The sequence below is a fragment of the Nocardia wallacei genome (assembly GCF_029869545.1).
Classification (GTDB): Bacteria; Actinomycetota; Actinomycetes; order Mycobacteriales; family Mycobacteriaceae; genus Nocardia; species Nocardia wallacei_A.
The window spans coordinates 1-14,058 of record NZ_JARWQD010000271.1 but is presented as its reverse complement, the minus strand read 5'-3'; the positions used below and the strand labels follow the sequence as shown (position 1 = coordinate 14,058).

The 14,058-nt window shown below is 69.4% G+C and carries 20 protein-coding genes; 5 read left to right on the top strand and 15 right to left on the bottom strand.

The features are described from left to right. Positions 1–98: 98 nt before the first annotated feature. The 11 genes from QH290_RS23315 to QH290_RS23265 form a co-directional block, all read right to left on the bottom strand. Positions 99–512, bottom strand: a complete 414-nt coding sequence (locus QH290_RS23315; RefSeq protein ID WP_280385112.1) for a hypothetical protein — start codon at positions 510–512, stop codon at positions 99–101. Between the two features lie 65 nt (positions 513–577). Next, the gene (locus QH290_RS23310) at positions 578–1,321 is read right to left on the bottom strand and encodes a hypothetical protein (RefSeq protein WP_280385111.1); all 744 of its coding nucleotides are present in this window, start codon (positions 1,319–1,321) and stop codon (positions 578–580) included. A 358-nt stretch (positions 1,322–1,679) separates the two neighbouring features. Next, on the bottom strand, positions 1,680–2,162 hold the full coding sequence (locus QH290_RS23305) for a hypothetical protein (protein WP_280385110.1): 483 nt from the start codon (positions 2,160–2,162) through the stop codon (positions 1,680–1,682). After that, complete coding sequence (locus QH290_RS23300; protein WP_280385109.1) at positions 2,159–3,034, bottom strand: hypothetical protein; 876 nt, start codon at positions 3,032–3,034, stop codon at positions 2,159–2,161. The genes QH290_RS23305 and QH290_RS23300 overlap by 4 nt, the downstream gene beginning before the upstream one ends. A 74-nt stretch (positions 3,035–3,108) precedes the next feature. Beyond that, positions 3,109–3,540 carry a hypothetical protein gene (locus tag QH290_RS23295; RefSeq protein ID WP_280385108.1) on the bottom strand — a complete coding sequence of 144 codons (432 nt, stop codon included), beginning with the start codon at positions 3,538–3,540 and terminating at the stop codon, positions 3,109–3,111. A 53-nt stretch (positions 3,541–3,593) separates the two neighbouring features. Further along, positions 3,594–3,737, bottom strand: a complete 144-nt coding sequence (locus QH290_RS23290; RefSeq protein WP_280385105.1) for a hypothetical protein — start codon at positions 3,735–3,737, stop codon at positions 3,594–3,596. 31 nt (positions 3,738–3,768) lie between these two features. Next, positions 3,769–4,167, bottom strand: coding sequence for a hypothetical protein (locus QH290_RS23285; RefSeq protein ID WP_280385103.1), 399 nt, complete (start codon positions 4,165–4,167; stop codon positions 3,769–3,771). 155 nt (positions 4,168–4,322) lie between these two features. Further along, complete coding sequence (locus tag QH290_RS23280) at positions 4,323–5,327, bottom strand: SCO2522 family protein (protein WP_280385101.1); 1,005 nt, start codon at positions 5,325–5,327, stop codon at positions 4,323–4,325. Then, positions 5,328–6,248, bottom strand: a complete 921-nt coding sequence (locus QH290_RS23275) for an SCO2523 family variant P-loop protein (protein WP_280268963.1) — start codon at positions 6,246–6,248, stop codon at positions 5,328–5,330. Positions 6,249–6,255: 7 nt separating this feature from the next. Continuing rightward, a complete protein-coding gene (locus QH290_RS23270) occupies positions 6,256–8,103 on the bottom strand; it encodes an SCO2524 family protein (RefSeq protein WP_280268962.1) in 1,848 nt (615 codons plus the stop codon). A gap of 160 nt (positions 8,104–8,263) precedes the next feature. Continuing rightward, positions 8,264–9,028 carry a nucleotidyltransferase domain-containing protein gene (locus QH290_RS23265; RefSeq protein ID WP_280385099.1) on the bottom strand — a complete coding sequence of 255 codons (765 nt, stop codon included), beginning with the start codon at positions 9,026–9,028 and terminating at the stop codon, positions 8,264–8,266. Positions 9,029–9,083: 55 nt separating this feature from the next. Between QH290_RS23265 and QH290_RS23260 the strand changes: the two genes are divergently transcribed. Further along, positions 9,084–9,743: an alpha/beta fold hydrolase gene (locus QH290_RS23260; protein WP_342213755.1), complete on the top strand. Its 660-nt coding sequence runs from the start codon at positions 9,084–9,086 to the stop codon at positions 9,741–9,743. Positions 9,744–9,806: 63 nt separating this feature from the next. Further along, entirely contained in the window at positions 9,807–10,118 is a 312-nt protein-coding gene (locus QH290_RS23255; protein ID WP_280385096.1) for a nitroreductase/quinone reductase family protein, read from the top strand. 284 nt (positions 10,119–10,402) lie between these two features. On the opposite strand, the gene QH290_RS23250 is transcribed toward QH290_RS23255, so the two are convergent. From QH290_RS23250 to QH290_RS23240, 3 genes are all read right to left on the bottom strand, one after another. Next, positions 10,403–10,792 (bottom strand): DUF397 domain-containing protein, encoded by a 390-nt coding sequence (locus tag QH290_RS23250; RefSeq protein WP_280268959.1) that lies wholly within the window; start codon positions 10,790–10,792, stop codon positions 10,403–10,405. A 69-nt stretch (positions 10,793–10,861) separates the two neighbouring features. Next, positions 10,862–11,686, bottom strand: a complete 825-nt coding sequence (locus QH290_RS23245) for an SAM-dependent methyltransferase (protein ID WP_280268958.1) — start codon at positions 11,684–11,686, stop codon at positions 10,862–10,864. 40 nt (positions 11,687–11,726) lie between these two features. Next, a complete protein-coding gene (locus QH290_RS23240; protein WP_280268957.1) occupies positions 11,727–12,623 on the bottom strand; it encodes a Scr1 family TA system antitoxin-like transcriptional regulator in 897 nt (298 codons plus the stop codon). 169 nt (positions 12,624–12,792) lie between these two features. On the opposite strand from QH290_RS23240, the gene QH290_RS23235 reads away from it, so the two are divergent. The 3 genes from QH290_RS23235 to QH290_RS23225 all read left to right on the top strand — a co-directional run bounded on the left by QH290_RS23235 (position 12,793) and on the right by QH290_RS23225 (position 13,900). Then, positions 12,793–12,978, top strand: coding sequence for a hypothetical protein (locus QH290_RS23235; RefSeq protein ID WP_280268956.1), 186 nt, complete (start codon positions 12,793–12,795; stop codon positions 12,976–12,978). Positions 12,979–13,003: 25 nt separating this feature from the next. Continuing rightward, positions 13,004–13,342 carry a hypothetical protein gene (locus tag QH290_RS23230; protein WP_280268955.1) on the top strand — a complete coding sequence of 113 codons (339 nt, stop codon included), beginning with the start codon at positions 13,004–13,006 and terminating at the stop codon, positions 13,340–13,342. Between the two features lie 138 nt (positions 13,343–13,480). Then, positions 13,481–13,900 (top strand): RsbRD N-terminal domain-containing protein, encoded by a 420-nt coding sequence (locus QH290_RS23225; protein ID WP_280268954.1) that lies wholly within the window; start codon positions 13,481–13,483, stop codon positions 13,898–13,900. Between the two features lie 3 nt (positions 13,901–13,903). On the opposite strand, the gene QH290_RS23220 is transcribed toward QH290_RS23225, so the two are convergent. Next, positions 13,904–14,058, bottom strand: a 155-nt coding sequence (locus tag QH290_RS23220; protein ID WP_280385113.1) for a helix-turn-helix domain-containing protein, incomplete at its 5' end; no start/stop codon positions are given.

Sequence of the window (14,058 nt, the reverse complement as noted above, 5' to 3'; positions counted from 1 at the left end):
CCCCGGCCGCCGTGGCGCCCCCCCCCGCGGGGGGGGGCGGGCGGGCCTCCGCGCGCCCCCCCCCCCCCGCCGGCGGTGGGGGCGCCTATTCCGGCGGGTTAGCTGGCAGCGGGACGCACGCGAGCGTCCGGGTCCGGGGTGTGGTGGACGCTGTCGAGCCGCCAGGTCGGCAGGTCCGTGACTCCGGCGACGTGCTGGGCGAGGGGATGGTGGGTAACCACCGCCCAGGCCGCGCTGTCGAAATCGCGGTAGGTGGTACCGGCCAGTTGCCCGCTGGTGATTTCCACCCGGCCGGTGCCCGGGTGGAGGAGCGCTTCGGTGCGCAGTTTGCGGTACATGGTGAACACCGGAAGCCATTGCGGCGGCGCGGTATTGGCGGCGAGTTGCCGTGCGGCCTCGTCGGCGATGACAACCCATAGCTCGAAGCTGTCGGGACCGTGCACGGAGGAGTCGAATGTCTGGTGCAAGGCGACCGCGACGGCGGCGAGGCTGGTGGAGCTGATCTCGTTCATGACGATCACAACCTTTCTCGAAATGGAATTCTGGACAGAACAGGGCCGAGTCGGGTGGTGGGCGATCATTCGCCGGTCGCGAGGGTGAATTTCTTGGGCCGCGCGCACGTCTGGCGGGCGGTGCCCAGGTCGGTGAGTTTGACCAGGGCGTTGTGTACGGCGCCGCTGCTGCGCCCCAACGCCTTCCCGATATCGTGCGGCGTGAATTCCTTCCCGGCGGGGGCCTCGCGCAGGTGATCTTCGACCTGCCCCCGCAGCGCACCCGGTGCCAGCCGCTCGGGTGACTCCTGCTGCCCCACTGCCGCATCCGGCCCGCCGTCGGGGGTGTCGGTCGCCGGGGCCGTGGTTTCGCCGCCCGTAGGGCCCGCTGCGGGCGGTTCCGGCGGTGCCTGCGTACCGGGCGCGGGTTCGGGCGTGGGCGCGTCGTCGGCGGATTCGGTGGCAGTGCTGGCGGTGTCGCTGCCCGGTTCCGCGTCCGGTTCCGGATGTGGCTCAGCAGCCGGGACTGCCGGGTCGGGCGGGGCGGTCGGTGTCCAGCGTTGGGCGGCGCGAGGGTTGTCGGGGTCGCGGTCGCGATGCGCGGCACCGGTTTTGGCCCAGCCGGTCAGGATGTGCCGGGCGGTGGAAGCAGCGATCCCGGCCGCGTCTGCCAGTTCGGCGGCGGTGGATCCGGGATGGTTTTCCAGCGCGGCCCACAATTCTTTCTCGTTGTCGGTGGTCAGCTCCGGCGCACTGGCGGCCGGTTCGGGGGTGGTTTCGGTGGCGCGGGTTTCCGCGCGTTTTGTGGTGTTCTTCTTTCGTGTGGACATGACGGTTCCTCCCTGATAGGTGGGGAATTGGTGGGTATTCGGTCATGTCCCGGCCGGGACGGAAACCACGCCGTATCACCCGAAATCGGATGGTGTGGCGGTGTTCCCATGTCTATGAACGCTCGATACGGGTATTGATGTCAAGCGGTGCGTGGAGAAAATATGTGACCGGATTTTCTTCTCGTCGTCGCCATTCTCGATCTCGGAAATCCGCAGTTCGAGTCGAATTCGACTCGACTTTCGTTATTTACCGGCGGAATGACCTAATCCGAGGCTGCGACCGCCACCACGCAGGGAAGCTGCGCGGCCGAGGTGTCCGTTCGGGCGGTCGGCCCGGGTCCGGGCGCACTGGGGCGGGTCACTGGTGGGTGTGCTCCGGGGTCGGGCCGTGGATCGGGTAGCCGAGTTCGTGGAGCCGGTCGAGATCGATGTGTGGGGCCGCCTGTGCCCAGGTGACACGCCACCACCACGTGCCGCCGCAGTAGCGCGAGGCCATGCCGGGTAGCGAGCTGCCGGTGCGGGACGAGTCGCTGTCATCGGTCGTTATGGTTGCGGTGCAGCAGCATTCGTGCCCGCTGAGGACGAGGACGTCGTCGGCGCGGGGGTGGGGTCCGGTCGCGTGGTTGCGGGCGGCCGTCCACGACGGGACGGTGCCGTCGGCGGCGACGAGGCCGTGTTCGGATGCCTCGACCCACAGGTGGACCAGCCACGCGCGGCGTGCGGCGTCGGCGAGGGTGTCGGCGTCGATGAGATAGCCGTGCGGCCGTTCGCCGTCGTGGCGTCCCGGACCGGCGATCTCGATCGCCCATACCCGCGCCGCACCCGCCTGCCCGGCGGTCATGCGCGGCCCCGTGTCCACGCGGTGGGCAGCGGTCCGCCCGCCTCGATCAGATCGATCAGTTGCCCAGCGGCGCTCGCGATTTCACCGTTCAGGTCGTCGCGCTGCCGGAGGTAGGCGACGTCGAAGTCGGGGTCGTTGTCTCGATGGCCGGGATCTCCGCCGTCGAGGCCGTATTTGGCGCACAGCGTCGCGTACAGCTGCTCATGCTCGGCCTCGTGCCGCCGGTCGCGGATGTCGCCGTGCAACCGGTCGGCCTCGGCAATCCCGTCCGCGGGTGGTGGCGAGGTCCGCGAGACCTCAGCGGCCGCCGACTGTAGCGGCGCTGGTATCGGCACGGTGGCCTCGATCGCGAGCTGGACCTCGAGGTCGTCGGGAGTGAAGAGGCCGGCCTCGATGACGATCTCGCGGTAGGCCGCCATCCGGCGTAGTTTCTCGTCGAGGTCGGCAGCGGCGAACCCCATCGGTGAATAGCCCGTCGGGCCGGGGATGCGGCCCGCGGACAACTCGTAGGTGATCGCTGTGGCCTTTTTGGTGAGTGCGATGACCCGGTGCAGGATGTCGCGTTGCTGTTCGCGCATCCGGAATCTCACGCGGTCACGTTGCACGGTCACGAAGTGCTGCATGCGCAGGTCCCAGTCGACCGGATCGACGGCGGTATCGGCGGTCGCCAGCTCCCACGGGTAGACATACCGGCTGACGGTGCCGCCGCGAATATGCACCTGGCACACGGTGAGCGCGTTCTCGATGTAGACGCGCACCACCCTGCCGGTTGTGTCCGGGTCATCGCGGGATACCACCTCGTCACCAGCGCGGATCGGGCATTCGGTGTCCTCGGGCCACGTCGCCGGGTCCGCTGTCGTGTCGTTCGTCATGGCAGAGATGTCCTCTCGAATTTGGGCGCGGGGTGGTGGTGGCCGCTCGCCGCGCCCGGGGGGTGGGTTCGGATTCAGTTGGTGTGTGGGTCGGTGGGCGGGTAGGTGATGGTGGGTGCGGTGGCGCGTATCGAGCCGGGGTCGAGGTTGGTGCTGGTAATCAGCACGATGTCCATGTCGGCGGCGAGGTCGGGACTGGTGAACTCGACGCTGGTGTCGGCGTGCGCCCACGCCCACTCGGCCACTACCTCCACCTGCTTGGAACGGGTATCGGACGGTGCGTCCGGTCCGACCGGCCGGGCTGTGCGCCCGCTGTCGAGTGCCTCCCAGTAGGCGCGCAGGTAGACCTCGGCGTGGGTGGCCAGTACCCCCGCGCGGTCGCAGTGCCGCACGAACGCGGCGCGAGTGACCGGGTCGTGCGGGTAGAACTCGTCGGCGCGGCGGGCGCGGGCGGCCAAGATGTCGGCAGCAGTGGGCGGTGTTTCCGGGGCAGTGTTGTCGGTCATTATCGGTGTCTCCTAACGTGTTTCGAGTACGGCAAGCCCAGGGGGATGCGGGGTTACCGGTTCCGGGTCGGGTGCGGGTGTGGGCGGTCGGTGCAGTCGTCGCAGAGGCCGGTCAGCCGGTTGCGCGTCAGGTTGTGCGGTGTGATGGTGACGGTCTTGACTTTTCGGCAGCGTTCGCCATAGCCGATGACGCGCATGACAGGTAAATCCTTTCTGTCGGAGTGTGTTTCACCGCGATGACTCGAACGGGGCGCGTGCGGGTTCGGGGATGGTGTGCAGGTCGAGGTGGAAGGGCCCGTCGCCGGAGGCGCGAGTCATGCCGGCGAGGTCCGGGGAGCGTAGATCCGAGGCCCACGGGATGAGGTCGACGGCGAGGTCCTCGTCGTGGACCTCGGCGCCGTCCTCGCCGCGGAACGCGACAATGTGGAGGCCGCCGTAGGGTGCCCAGTCGAACTCGACCGACCGCACGCTCGGCGCGCGACTGGCGATCTCGGCGACGATCGCCGCCAGGACCAGGTCGGTGATGGCCTGCTCGCGGGCCGCGCCGCCGGGCATCGCGTACGCGGCAGCAAGCCGGGCATTCAGTGCGGATCGAGGCACGGGGCCGGTGAACGGGTTCGGGGTCATGAGGGCGGGTTCCTTTCCGTGGGTGGGGTGAGTTCCGGTCCCGCCCCCGCCCCCCCCCGGGGCGGGGCGGGGGGGCGGGGGGGGGGGGGGGGGGGGGGGCCGACGGCAGCAGGCAGGTGCGCACCTCGCCGAGCACTACCAGGGGCGCGGCCATGTCACGGCCCGTCGAGCAGCAGGTGGGACAGGCGGTCACTCACCTTGCGCGACACCGTGACCGGGACCTCGTCGGCCGCCCCGGCCGCGATGACCTGCGCGACCACGTCGTCGTCGAGATCGAGATGATCGAGCACCAGGCGCACCGCGTGTTCGATGCCGATATACCGTTTCGGCAGCATCGACAGCGTCTGATACGCGGCGAACGGGGCGGCCCGCGGATTGAGCCGCACCACCGGCGGCACCTCGTGCCAGCGCCGCGGCCACGGTTCACCGTGCCACGGTTGCGGATCCACCACGGCGGCACCGTGATAACGCAGCATCCCCAGCCGCAGCAGATGCCAGACCGCGGCCAGGAACGGGCACGACCACCGCGTCGTCGTGCCCGACTCGTCGGTGTGCGTGCTCCACAGCTGCACGTCGAGGAAGATGGAGTGCTCGCGGCGGCCGAACTCCTCCGGCGGCTGGTAGCTGCGCCCCCGCATGGCCTGTGCCGGTTCGTGTTCCGACGATCGGCGGCCGTTGCACAGCCAGCCGGACTGTGCCGTCGGCGGGCGGCGCCCGGTGTCCGGCGGCGCCGGTTCGGCGACGATCCGCGCGGCCACCATCTCCGCCACCGGGATCGGATCGCCCAGCGGCACACCGTCGACGAACGTCGAGGTCTGCCAGCACCCGGACTCGCGGGCGAGATAGTCGATGGTCAGACCGGATTCGTCGGCGGCGTCCAGCAACCGGCCGAGAATGTCGGCGGGATCGGTATCGGGCTGGAAGTAGTCGTCGATCAGATAGCAGGTGCTGACCCGCGCCCCGGGGCCGAACTGCACCCGGGCCGATTCGATGAAGGCCGACACCAGCGGGACGATGCGGCGGAACTCCGCCCGCACCCGCCCGATATCGCCGGTGATGTCGTTGAGATAGAAGTGCCCGACCTCGATCGACAAGTGCGACAACGGAACCCGAGCGATCCGCGGCTGCTCCCTCGCCTCGCTGTACCCCCGCATGTCCATCTAGAGCTTCTCCCAGGTGGCGATGTCGACCAGGCGGCGGGCCAGTTCGGTATAGGCCAGCGCGGTCTCGGCGTTGGCGATATGGGCGTTGACGTCGCTGTCGAGGATGAGCTGCTCGCGCCATTGCAGCACCGGCTCCATCGGGGTGGCGCCCAGGACCGCGGTCGCGCCGAGCCGGTTGGCGGTGGCGAGCCGCCGCAGTGCGGCATCCTGTTCCTGCAGCCACGCCGCCTGGGCGGCGCGCTGGGCGGTCAGATGGGAATTGGCCGCGGGCACGGCGGTGCGCACGTACCGGATCGAGCCGAGCAGATCGTCGGGATCGTGGCCGCACTGGGCGCCGGTCTGCAGTAGTCCGTGCGGGCCGTACACCAGGCCGGAGGCGGCCAGGATGTGCTGGCGGGTCCAGCGGTGGAAGATCAGCCAGCGGGCGGTGCGCCGCCGCAGCTGCGGGAGAGCCGTTGCCTGGAGGGCGATTTCGAGCGCGACCGACCGGCCCGCGCTGAGATCGACCACCACGACCCGGAATTCCTGCTCCAGCGCGACCAGCAGTTCGGCGCAGCGGTTCACGATGGCGTCGTCGCAGGTGAGGAACTCGGCGCCGCCCTCGTCGCCCGGGAGCAGCACCAGCCGGCCCGAGCGCGGCCCGAGGCGTTTGAGCTCCGTGCGGTCGGTCGCGGTGCCGACGTCGATCCGCACCGCGGTGCCGCTCTCGCCGAGCAGATACGAATGCACGCCGCCGCCCGCGGGCGCGCCCCGCTCCACCGCGCTGATCTCCAGCAGCGCGCCGGCGGTGGGGGAGCCGAAATCGAAGTCGACATAGGCGACGTTGCGCCCGGACATGCACAGCCGGTAGGCGATATTGCAACTGGTCACCGACCGTCCGGTGCCGCCCTTGTCGGAGGTGGAGAACACCAGCACCATGCCGCCCCTACCGCGTCGCGTCCTGGCGCGCGTACGCCAGTTCGTCCAGCTGGATCAGCGCCTGCGTGGACAGGCTGTACGCGGTGCCGGGACGCTCGCGCAGCACGTGGCGGGCGCGGTCCAGGGATTGCCGGATGCGATCGACCGCGACCTGCCTGGGGGACAGGTCGTCGCCCTCCACCTCGAGCTCCTCCTGATTGAGCAGGTGCTCGGCCTCGCTGAGCAGGTCGACCGCGCGGGCCACCATGGAGTCCGGCGCCAGCGGCGGCTCGCTGAAGGTGCCGTACGCGATCACCAGCGATTCCATCATCCGCTCGGTGACGAACCAGGACGGGCCCTCGGGGCCGTTGCCGCGATCGCCGAAGATCCAGCCGGTGTCGTCCCACAGCCCCGGCGCGGGACCGTCGCGCAGGACGCAGCGGTCGAGGTGGTCCATGGCCGATTCGATCAGTCCCATCAGCCGGTCCCGCGTGCCGACGTCGGTGCGCATGCGGGCGGCCTCCAGGCAGCGCTTCAGCATCAGGGTGGCGAAATCGGGCACGTGCCATTGCAAGAGGGGCCCGCCGCCGATGCCCGCGCTGCCCGACAGGCGCAGCCGCACACCCGGATGATGCAGGCCCGCGGCCGGATCGTCGGAGGTCAGCCTGCTCGTGATGCGCCCGCGCCGGGCCAGCCGATCGAAGATCGCGACGGTGCGCGCCAGATCCTCGGTGCTCTCGCGGTAGACCAGGTCCTGGATCAGCATGGCGGTGACCGCGAGGCTGAAGTAGTCCGACTCCTCGCCGTCGGAGGTGCGCCACGGGATGTCCTCCAGCGGCCAGTTGCCGCCGAAGCGGGCCACCGTCGACCAGTAGGTCCGGGTCAGCTCGAAGCGCAGCTGCAGGGCGTCGGCGAGTTTGCGCTGCTCATCTGTCAGCAGGTCCAGCTCCCGGATGCGCTGTGACGATAGGTCGATGATGCCGTCCAGGGCGACGGCCGTGAAGTACAGGTACGGGCGGGATTCGGCGTGGCCGGGCGCGGCGCCGATATGGCCCGGCACGAAGTCGATCGGCTCCGCCGTGGCGACTACGCCCCAGCCCCAACCACATTCGAACAGCCGCTCGTCGTCGGCGATGTCGACATCGCTGGTCTGGCTCAGCTTGACCTCGTTGGCGGCCTGGACCCGCAGTTGCTCGAGCCGGGCCGACAGCTGTCCGATGATCTCCTCCGGCGGTGCGTGGTTCTGATTGAGCATCCGCAGAATGGACTGTCCCGCATCGGATTTCGGCTCCGGGGTATGGATGACGAAGCTGCGCACCAGGCCCGCCATGGCGGCGGTGAGCCGCGCGCCCGCCCGGTCGATCGCCACGGGAATCCGTTCGCGCAGCTGCCGCGCCTCCATCCGCACCTCGCCGCTGACGAACCGCTCGAACCCGCGCAGGAAGCGCAGCGCCGCGATGCACAGGCTCAGCGACATCGAGTAGGAGTCGACGACCTCGAGCGCCAATTGCGCCTCGGTGGGCGGGGTGTCGTCGCTGGAGTGCAGATAGCTGCCCGCGGCGAAGACGGGCTGGCCGTCGGGGCCGGTGTAGCGCGCGAAGTAGTCCTCGAGCAGGCCGACGAGCACGCCGCCGATGCGGGTCTCCTCGCCGAACGGGGACAGGGCGGCCTTGGCGTCGGCGGCCATCTCGTTGGGCTGGTCCAGCGCGAACGCCGCGATCGCGGTCGCCGGATACAGCAGGCACAGCAATTGCTCGGCGTCGCTGATCGAGTTGGAGCCGTCGCGCCCGCCCCACACCCATTTCTCGTCTCGGTAGGAGTAGGCGAGCACCGCCCGCCACAGGTCCAGCAGCTGTTGCCGCGGCCGAATTCTCATAGTCCTGCCCTCGCCCCCGCGCTCGGCCGTGCGCGCCGAACGTCGTCACATCAAGTGTGCCCCGGCGATGTGTGCCAGTCCATGCGAATGGGTGAGGTTGCCGCGCGCTGTGAGATATTCTGCGCGACAGCTACTTCCGCTCCCGGCCGGACGGGAGCGGTTACAATCCCGCCGCGTCGCGCACGGCGGCCTCGCAGACGGCGCGCGAGCGGTCCACCGCCTCGGCCGATGCCCGCGGATCGGGACGCAGGTCGGTGACGAGGCGATCGATCTCGGTGAGTCCCGCGCGGGCCAGCAGCATCTTCTCGTTGGTCGGCCATTCGCCCCGGGCCGCCAGGACGGCATGGGCGCTCTGGGCGGCGGCCTGCGCGATCAGTCCGGCGCACAGCGTCGTCCGGCCGTGCGGCGCGTGGTTGGCGCGCGCGTAGGTGAACACCAGCTGGGCCGCGCCCCACCAGACACCGGGTGCGTTGGCGCGCAGGGGTTTCGGGTAGTCCGGCCGCGGCAGCTCGCCGCGCAGCACCCGGTTGATCGCGAGCTCGCCCACCACGAGATAGGACGGAATCCCCGCCAGGTGGAACAGCAGTGGCTCGATGTGGAACCGGCCCTGCTCCGCCTCCCGCAGCTCCCGCTCCACGACCTCGAGATCCCGGTAGTGCACGTCTACCGGCCGCCCCTCGATCCGCAGCCACGCACCCCCGTTGAACACCCCGCCGCCCCAGGCGCCGATCTCGGAAACCTCTCCGTCCCAGCCGATCTCGCGCAGCGCCTGCGGCCGGAAGTCGCCGCGATAGTAGATCGCCAGATCCCAGTCGCTGTCGGGCCGGTGCGTCCCCTGCGCCCGCGATCCGCCGAGCGTCACCGCCGCCACCGCGGGCAAGGCCGCCAGCCGGTCCGCCACCCCGTCGAGAAAGTCGTCGTCCACGCCAGGATCGTCGCACGCCGTCGCGCGGGCGTACGGGATGGGTGATGATCGCCGGATGACATCCGAGCCCACGAGCGTACCGCAGCGTTTCCCGCAGATCGAACCCTATGCGCAGGGTCTGCTCGATGCGCAGCGCCATCCGGAGCGCGTCCGCGCGATCGTGCTGGCCGGGGTGACGATGACCCGCCGGGCGGAGATCGACTGGCTCTACCACGGTCTGGCGCGCCTGCTGCCGCGGGAGTGGGAGGCCTTCCGCGACGGGGTCCCGCCCGCGGAGCGCGACGGCGACCTGGTGCGGGCCTACGCGCGGCTGGTCGATCATCCCGACGCCGAGGTGCGGATGCGCGCCGCCCGCGACTGGTGTGCCTGGGAGGACGCGGTCATCGCGCACGAAAAGCTCGGCAGCCCAGGGCAATACAGCGCGAAAGCGGATGCCGACATGCTGGCGTTCGTGCGGATCTGCACGCACTACTTCGCCCACGCCGCCTGGCTCGCCGACGACCAGCTGCTGCGCGGCGCGGACAGGCTGGCGGGCATCCCGGCGGTCCTGGTCCACGGGCGGCTCGACCTGTCCGGGCCGCTGGATACCGCCTGGGAGCTGGCGCGGGTGTGGCCCGACGCCCGGCTGGAGATCATCGAGGATTCCGGACATACCGGTAGTCCCGCCATGGAGCAGGCGATCTTGCGCGCCGTCGCCGATTTCGGAACTCGGTAGGCGGCCGCCGCGCACTAGAGTTGCGGATGTTCGCGAGGATCCGGGTACCGACCGGGAGGAACCATGGAATCGAAGTCGCTGCTGGGCCGGGCCGTCCGGGGATTCAACGCCGGGGTGGTCGCGCTGACCGAGGCACCCGTGGTGGGGCCGCTCATGGGCAAGAGCTTCGTGCGGATCACCTACGTGGGACGCAGGTCCGGCAAGACCTTCAGCACGCCGGTGAACTACCGGCGGGTGAACGGCGAGCTGGTCATCGGCGTGGCCATGCCGGACAAGAAGTCCTGGTGGCGCAATTTCCTCGGTGCGGGCGGCCCGATCACGCTGCATCTCGAGGGCGCCGACCGGACCGGCCACGCCGTCGCGCTGCGCGAGTAACGCGGCCGGGTCACGGTGCGGGTGCGCCTGGACGACGCGAGCTGAGCGTGGCCGAGGTGCGACGCGCGATGCGCTTGTGACGGCGCCCCAAAGGCGTTGTGCACCGTTGGTGAGTTGTCCACGCGGTGCTGCGACGCACCGGGTTCGGGCTTAAAGTTGTCGGTGCGCAAGGTTGTTGCATCGACGGTCGAGGGGGACCGGGCACAGTGCCCGCGCGGGGCGGACACCTGCCGTGGACATGGTTTGTTCCCTATTCGGTCGTGGTGGGCTGAATTTCGGTTGCGTCAGGCGTGGTCGAATTCGTGATTGCGCACCCCATGGTGAAAGGCGTCGAGTTCGCCCTGGTCGAAGACGAGCTCGACGCCCATCACGGGCTGCGGTGTGACGGCGCGGAAGACGTAGCGGCCGTCGGCGCGGCGGGTGACCGTGAGCGGCGAGCGCTGTGGGTCGGCGCCGCGCACACCGGCCTGGAACGTGTCGAACTGTTCATCGGTGAACAGCAGCAACTCGTCCGCCGGTAGCGGGGTGGCGGGGGTGGTGCGGTCGGTGGCGCGCTTGTCGTCCCAGACCGCGGTCCAGCCGTCCCTGCGCGCGACGCGCACGCAGTTCTGGTTGGGCGAGCTGTAACTCGCCTTGCGGAATTCACCCGCGGTGAAGGTAGGTAGCAGCGTCATTGGTGGTGCCTTTCTACAGAGTAAAGCTGCGGCCGTGCGGACGCGGGGGTCCGCGCGACTGCGGTGTACCTATGGCTTGTAGCCAACCGCGGCGAAATTACACGGCCGTGCCGGATCTCGCGGATCCACCGGGCGTTCCGGACGCCAGTCCGGGGCGTACACGAGCCCCGGCGCGACCAGCTCGAGACCGTCGTAGAAGGCCGCGAAATCGTCGCGGCTGCGCACGTTCACCGGGTCGGAGGTCTCCTTGTACAGGTCGGCGGCCGCGGCGATGCGCTGTTTGAGCTCGTCCGGGGCGTCGTCGAGCGAGACGTGGCTCATGGCCACGTAGCTGCCCGAGGGCAGCCGGTCACGCAGCTGCGCCATCAGCTGATAGGGCCGGTCGCTGTCGGCGACGAACGGCCAGACGCTGACGATCAGCAGCCCGATCGGCTGGTCGAAGTCGATCAGCCGCCGGGTCTCGGGATGGTCGAGGATCAGCTCGGGCACGCGCAGGTCGGCCTCGACGATGGCGGTGCTCCCGAGCGCGAACTGCTGGCGCAGCAATTCGTGTGCCCGGTCGACCGCCTCCATATCGTTGTCGACGTACACCACCCGCGCATCGGCGGCCATGGACCGGCTCACCTCGTGGGTGTTGCCGACCGTGGGCAGCCCGGAGCCGATGTCGAGGAACTGCCGAATCCCCTGTGCCACCATGTATCTGACGGCGCGCTGCAGGAACTCGCGGTTGTGATGGGCCCAGGTGTCGGCGTACGGGAAGATCTGGAAGATGCGCTCGCCGAAGACCTTGTCGACATCGAATACCGCCTCACCGGACAGGTAGTAGTGATACATCCGGGCCGCCGACGGCCGGCTGGCGTCGATCTCGCGGGACTCGAAGTCGTTGGCACTCATGGGGACCCCCATCCATCCTGGTTGAATTGCGAATGACCCGTCAGGTGAATGTCTTGCGGCGGAACGAGCGCGCGATGTGCTCGATGAATCGCCGGGAATCCTCGACCCCCAGCGCCGCGGCCGACAATCGCGACCACACCGCCTCGCGCGCGGTGACGGCGGGCTTGTCGTCGATGTAGCGAATATCGCCCTGGCTCTCCACGATCGCCATGTCCAGATCACCGGCCGCACCCGGTGACGGGACCCGGATCAGCGTGAACCGGTCCTCCATGCCGGCGCCGTGGGTGGTCACGGTGAACGGCAGCACCTGCAGCAGAATGTTGGGCCGTCGCGACAGTGTCAGCAGATGTTCGAGCTGCTCGACCATGACCGTCTTACCGCCGTACTCGCGGCGCAGGCACGATTCGGACAGGATCGCGCGGAATTCCGGTGACTGCGGCTCGGTCAGGATCTGCTGCCGGGCCAGCCGCGCCTGCACCGAATCCTCGACGGTGACCTGGTCGGGATCGGGTTCGGTGGGATGTTCGGGTTCGTGCAGGGCGCGAATGTAGGACTCGCACTGGATGAGTCCGGGCATGATCTCGGCCTCCGCCACGCGCAGCAGGCTGGCGTGCGCCTCGAGGTCGACCAGCAGGCGCAGGTCCTCGATGTAGGCGCGGCGGTAGCCGGTGTTCCAGAAGCCGCGCTTGTGGTTGTCGCGGCGCAATTCCTTGAGGGTGTCGAGATAGCCGGTGTCGGTGAAGCCGAGCTCGGTGGCCAGCCGCTCGAGATCGCCGACGGTGATGGAGCTGGCGCCGTTGGTGAGCATGGCGATGCGGCTCTGACTGGTCTCGATGATCTTGGCTGCCTCGCTCTGGCTGAGGCCCGCGGTGTTGATCATGTGCTCGATCTCGCGGCCCAGCAGCAGTTTTCGCGCCGTGCGTAATCGCGTACCCATGATGGTCGGCGTGCGGCGGGAGCCGGTACGCCCTGAACCCCTTCCGCCCCAACCTCTTTCATTAACGTGATAATCACGCTAACATCTATCACGTTAAGAGTATCACATTTTCAGTATGTAGCGGGCGTCGTCGGCAGCACTCGGCAGCGTCTCGGCGGAGGGGAGTCGCATGACGACTACCACGCGAAGGTGTTCGGCGCCTTGCCGTTTGGGCCAGGAGCACGGATGCCGCGACCTGGACGGAGAGCTGACCGATGCGCTCGCGCGCCGGATCCTCGGCGCCGAGCACACGGTGTCGTGCGGCCGGTGGCTGGCGGCGGTGGCCTACCTGTCCGCCGGGCTGGACGACGACTGATGCTGCCCGCAGGCCGGAGTGCGTTGTGACGGGGTTGGTGGCGGTCGCCGCGGTGTGTGGTGCGGTGATCGCGCTGTCGATGGCCGCGCTGTGGCAGGGTGTCCTTCCGCCGCAGCGCAATCCGGTCGAGTCCGACGACAGGCCACCGGCGCCCGTCCCCGGAGGAGACACCATGGACGTGTCCGTATGGCCGATCGGCTGGCCGCACGAGGCCCCGGACGAGCCGATGTCGGTGAGCGATGCGCATCTGGCGATGCAGCGCCACCGCGGTTGCCGTCGCGAGGAGTGCCCGCGCAAGCGCGCCGCGTATCAGACGCTGGTGGACGAGGGGCGGCTCAAACCCGATTCCGGACGGGTGCACTAGGTTCCGCCTTGGGATCGGTCACAAACCCGGCGCGTCGTCGTTCGGAGGTTTGTGTCAACCGGAGAGGGGTGCTCGTATTCGGCGCGCGTCCCCGATACTTTCGGTGCTGCGAAGGGACTCGGCGGACGGAGGAGCGCCATGCGAAGCAACGATTCCGGCAACGCCGAGTCCCCGGACGACCCCGGCGAATCCGGGCACGAGCATCGGTCGATGCCGCAAAGTGATTGGGATACAGGCGATTCCGATCCGACCGCGGTGATGCGGCTGGGTTTCGAGCTGGCGATCGTGCTGCTCGATGCCACCGAGGCGGCGGCGACGCAGGCATTGCACCGGCTCGAGGACGCGGCCGCCGGGTGGGCGCGCGACGGGGTGCCGATCGACACGGTCCAGCACGCGATTCACTGCGGCGTCAAGGTGAGCCTGGATCGCATGGATCCGGCGGGGGCGCACGGTCGTTCGGATCCGCGCGCCGACCGGGCCTTTCTCGTCGACGTCCTGGACGTGCTCACCTCGACGGTCTCGCGCGCCTACGTCGCGGCGATCCGGCCCGGCTGGTGAGCCTCAGTCGCCGTAGCTGCGGGCGACGAGGGCGGAGCGCAGGTACCACAGGCCGCTGGCTTGGGTGGGGTCGAAGCCGGTGAGTTGGCCGATGCGTTTGAGGCGGTAGTCGACGGTGTTGGTGTGGACGTGCAGGAGTCGGGCGGTGCGTTGGCGGT

Excerpts from the sequence above, each read along its gene's own strand:
- QH290_RS23255 (WP_280385096.1), top strand. The coding sequence starts at position 9,807 with ATGGAATCGAAGTCGCTGCTGGGCCGGGCCGTCCGGGGATTCAACGCC.
- QH290_RS23245 (WP_280268958.1), bottom strand. The coding sequence starts at position 11,686 with ATGAGTGCCAACGACTTCGAGTCCCGCGAGATCGACGCCAGCCGGCCG.
- QH290_RS23315 (WP_280385112.1), bottom strand. The coding sequence starts at position 512 with ATGAACGAGATCAGCTCCACCAGCCTCGCCGCCGTCGCGGTCGCCTTG.
- QH290_RS23235 (WP_280268956.1), top strand. The coding sequence starts at position 12,793 with ATGACGACTACCACGCGAAGGTGTTCGGCGCCTTGCCGTTTGGGCCAG.
- QH290_RS23300 (WP_280385109.1), bottom strand. The coding sequence starts at position 3,034 with ATGACGAACGACACGACAGCGGACCCGGCGACGTGGCCCGAGGACACC.
- QH290_RS23280 (WP_280385101.1), bottom strand. The coding sequence starts at position 5,327 with ATGGACATGCGGGGGTACAGCGAGGCGAGGGAGCAGCCGCGGATCGCT.
- QH290_RS23250 (WP_280268959.1), bottom strand. The coding sequence starts at position 10,792 with ATGACGCTGCTACCTACCTTCACCGCGGGTGAATTCCGCAAGGCGAGT.
- QH290_RS23285 (WP_280385103.1), bottom strand. The coding sequence starts at position 4,167 with ATGACCCCGAACCCGTTCACCGGCCCCGTGCCTCGATCCGCACTGAAT.
- QH290_RS23290 (WP_280385105.1), bottom strand. The coding sequence starts at position 3,737 with ATGCGCGTCATCGGCTATGGCGAACGCTGCCGAAAAGTCAAGACCGTC.
- QH290_RS23270 (WP_280268962.1), bottom strand. The coding sequence starts at position 8,103 with ATGAGAATTCGGCCGCGGCAACAGCTGCTGGACCTGTGGCGGGCGGTG.
- QH290_RS23275 (WP_280268963.1), bottom strand. The coding sequence starts at position 6,248 with ATGGTGCTGGTGTTCTCCACCTCCGACAAGGGCGGCACCGGACGGTCG.
- QH290_RS23240 (WP_280268957.1), bottom strand. The coding sequence starts at position 12,623 with ATGGGTACGCGATTACGCACGGCGCGAAAACTGCTGCTGGGCCGCGAG.
- QH290_RS23295 (WP_280385108.1), bottom strand. The coding sequence starts at position 3,540 with ATGACCGACAACACTGCCCCGGAAACACCGCCCACTGCTGCCGACATC.
- QH290_RS23225 (WP_280268954.1), top strand. The coding sequence starts at position 13,481 with ATGCGAAGCAACGATTCCGGCAACGCCGAGTCCCCGGACGACCCCGGC.
- QH290_RS23310 (WP_280385111.1), bottom strand. The coding sequence starts at position 1,321 with ATGTCCACACGAAAGAAGAACACCACAAAACGCGCGGAAACCCGCGCC.
- QH290_RS23260 (WP_342213755.1), top strand. The coding sequence starts at position 9,084 with ATGACATCCGAGCCCACGAGCGTACCGCAGCGTTTCCCGCAGATCGAA.
- QH290_RS23305 (WP_280385110.1), bottom strand. The coding sequence starts at position 2,162 with ATGACCGCCGGGCAGGCGGGTGCGGCGCGGGTATGGGCGATCGAGATC.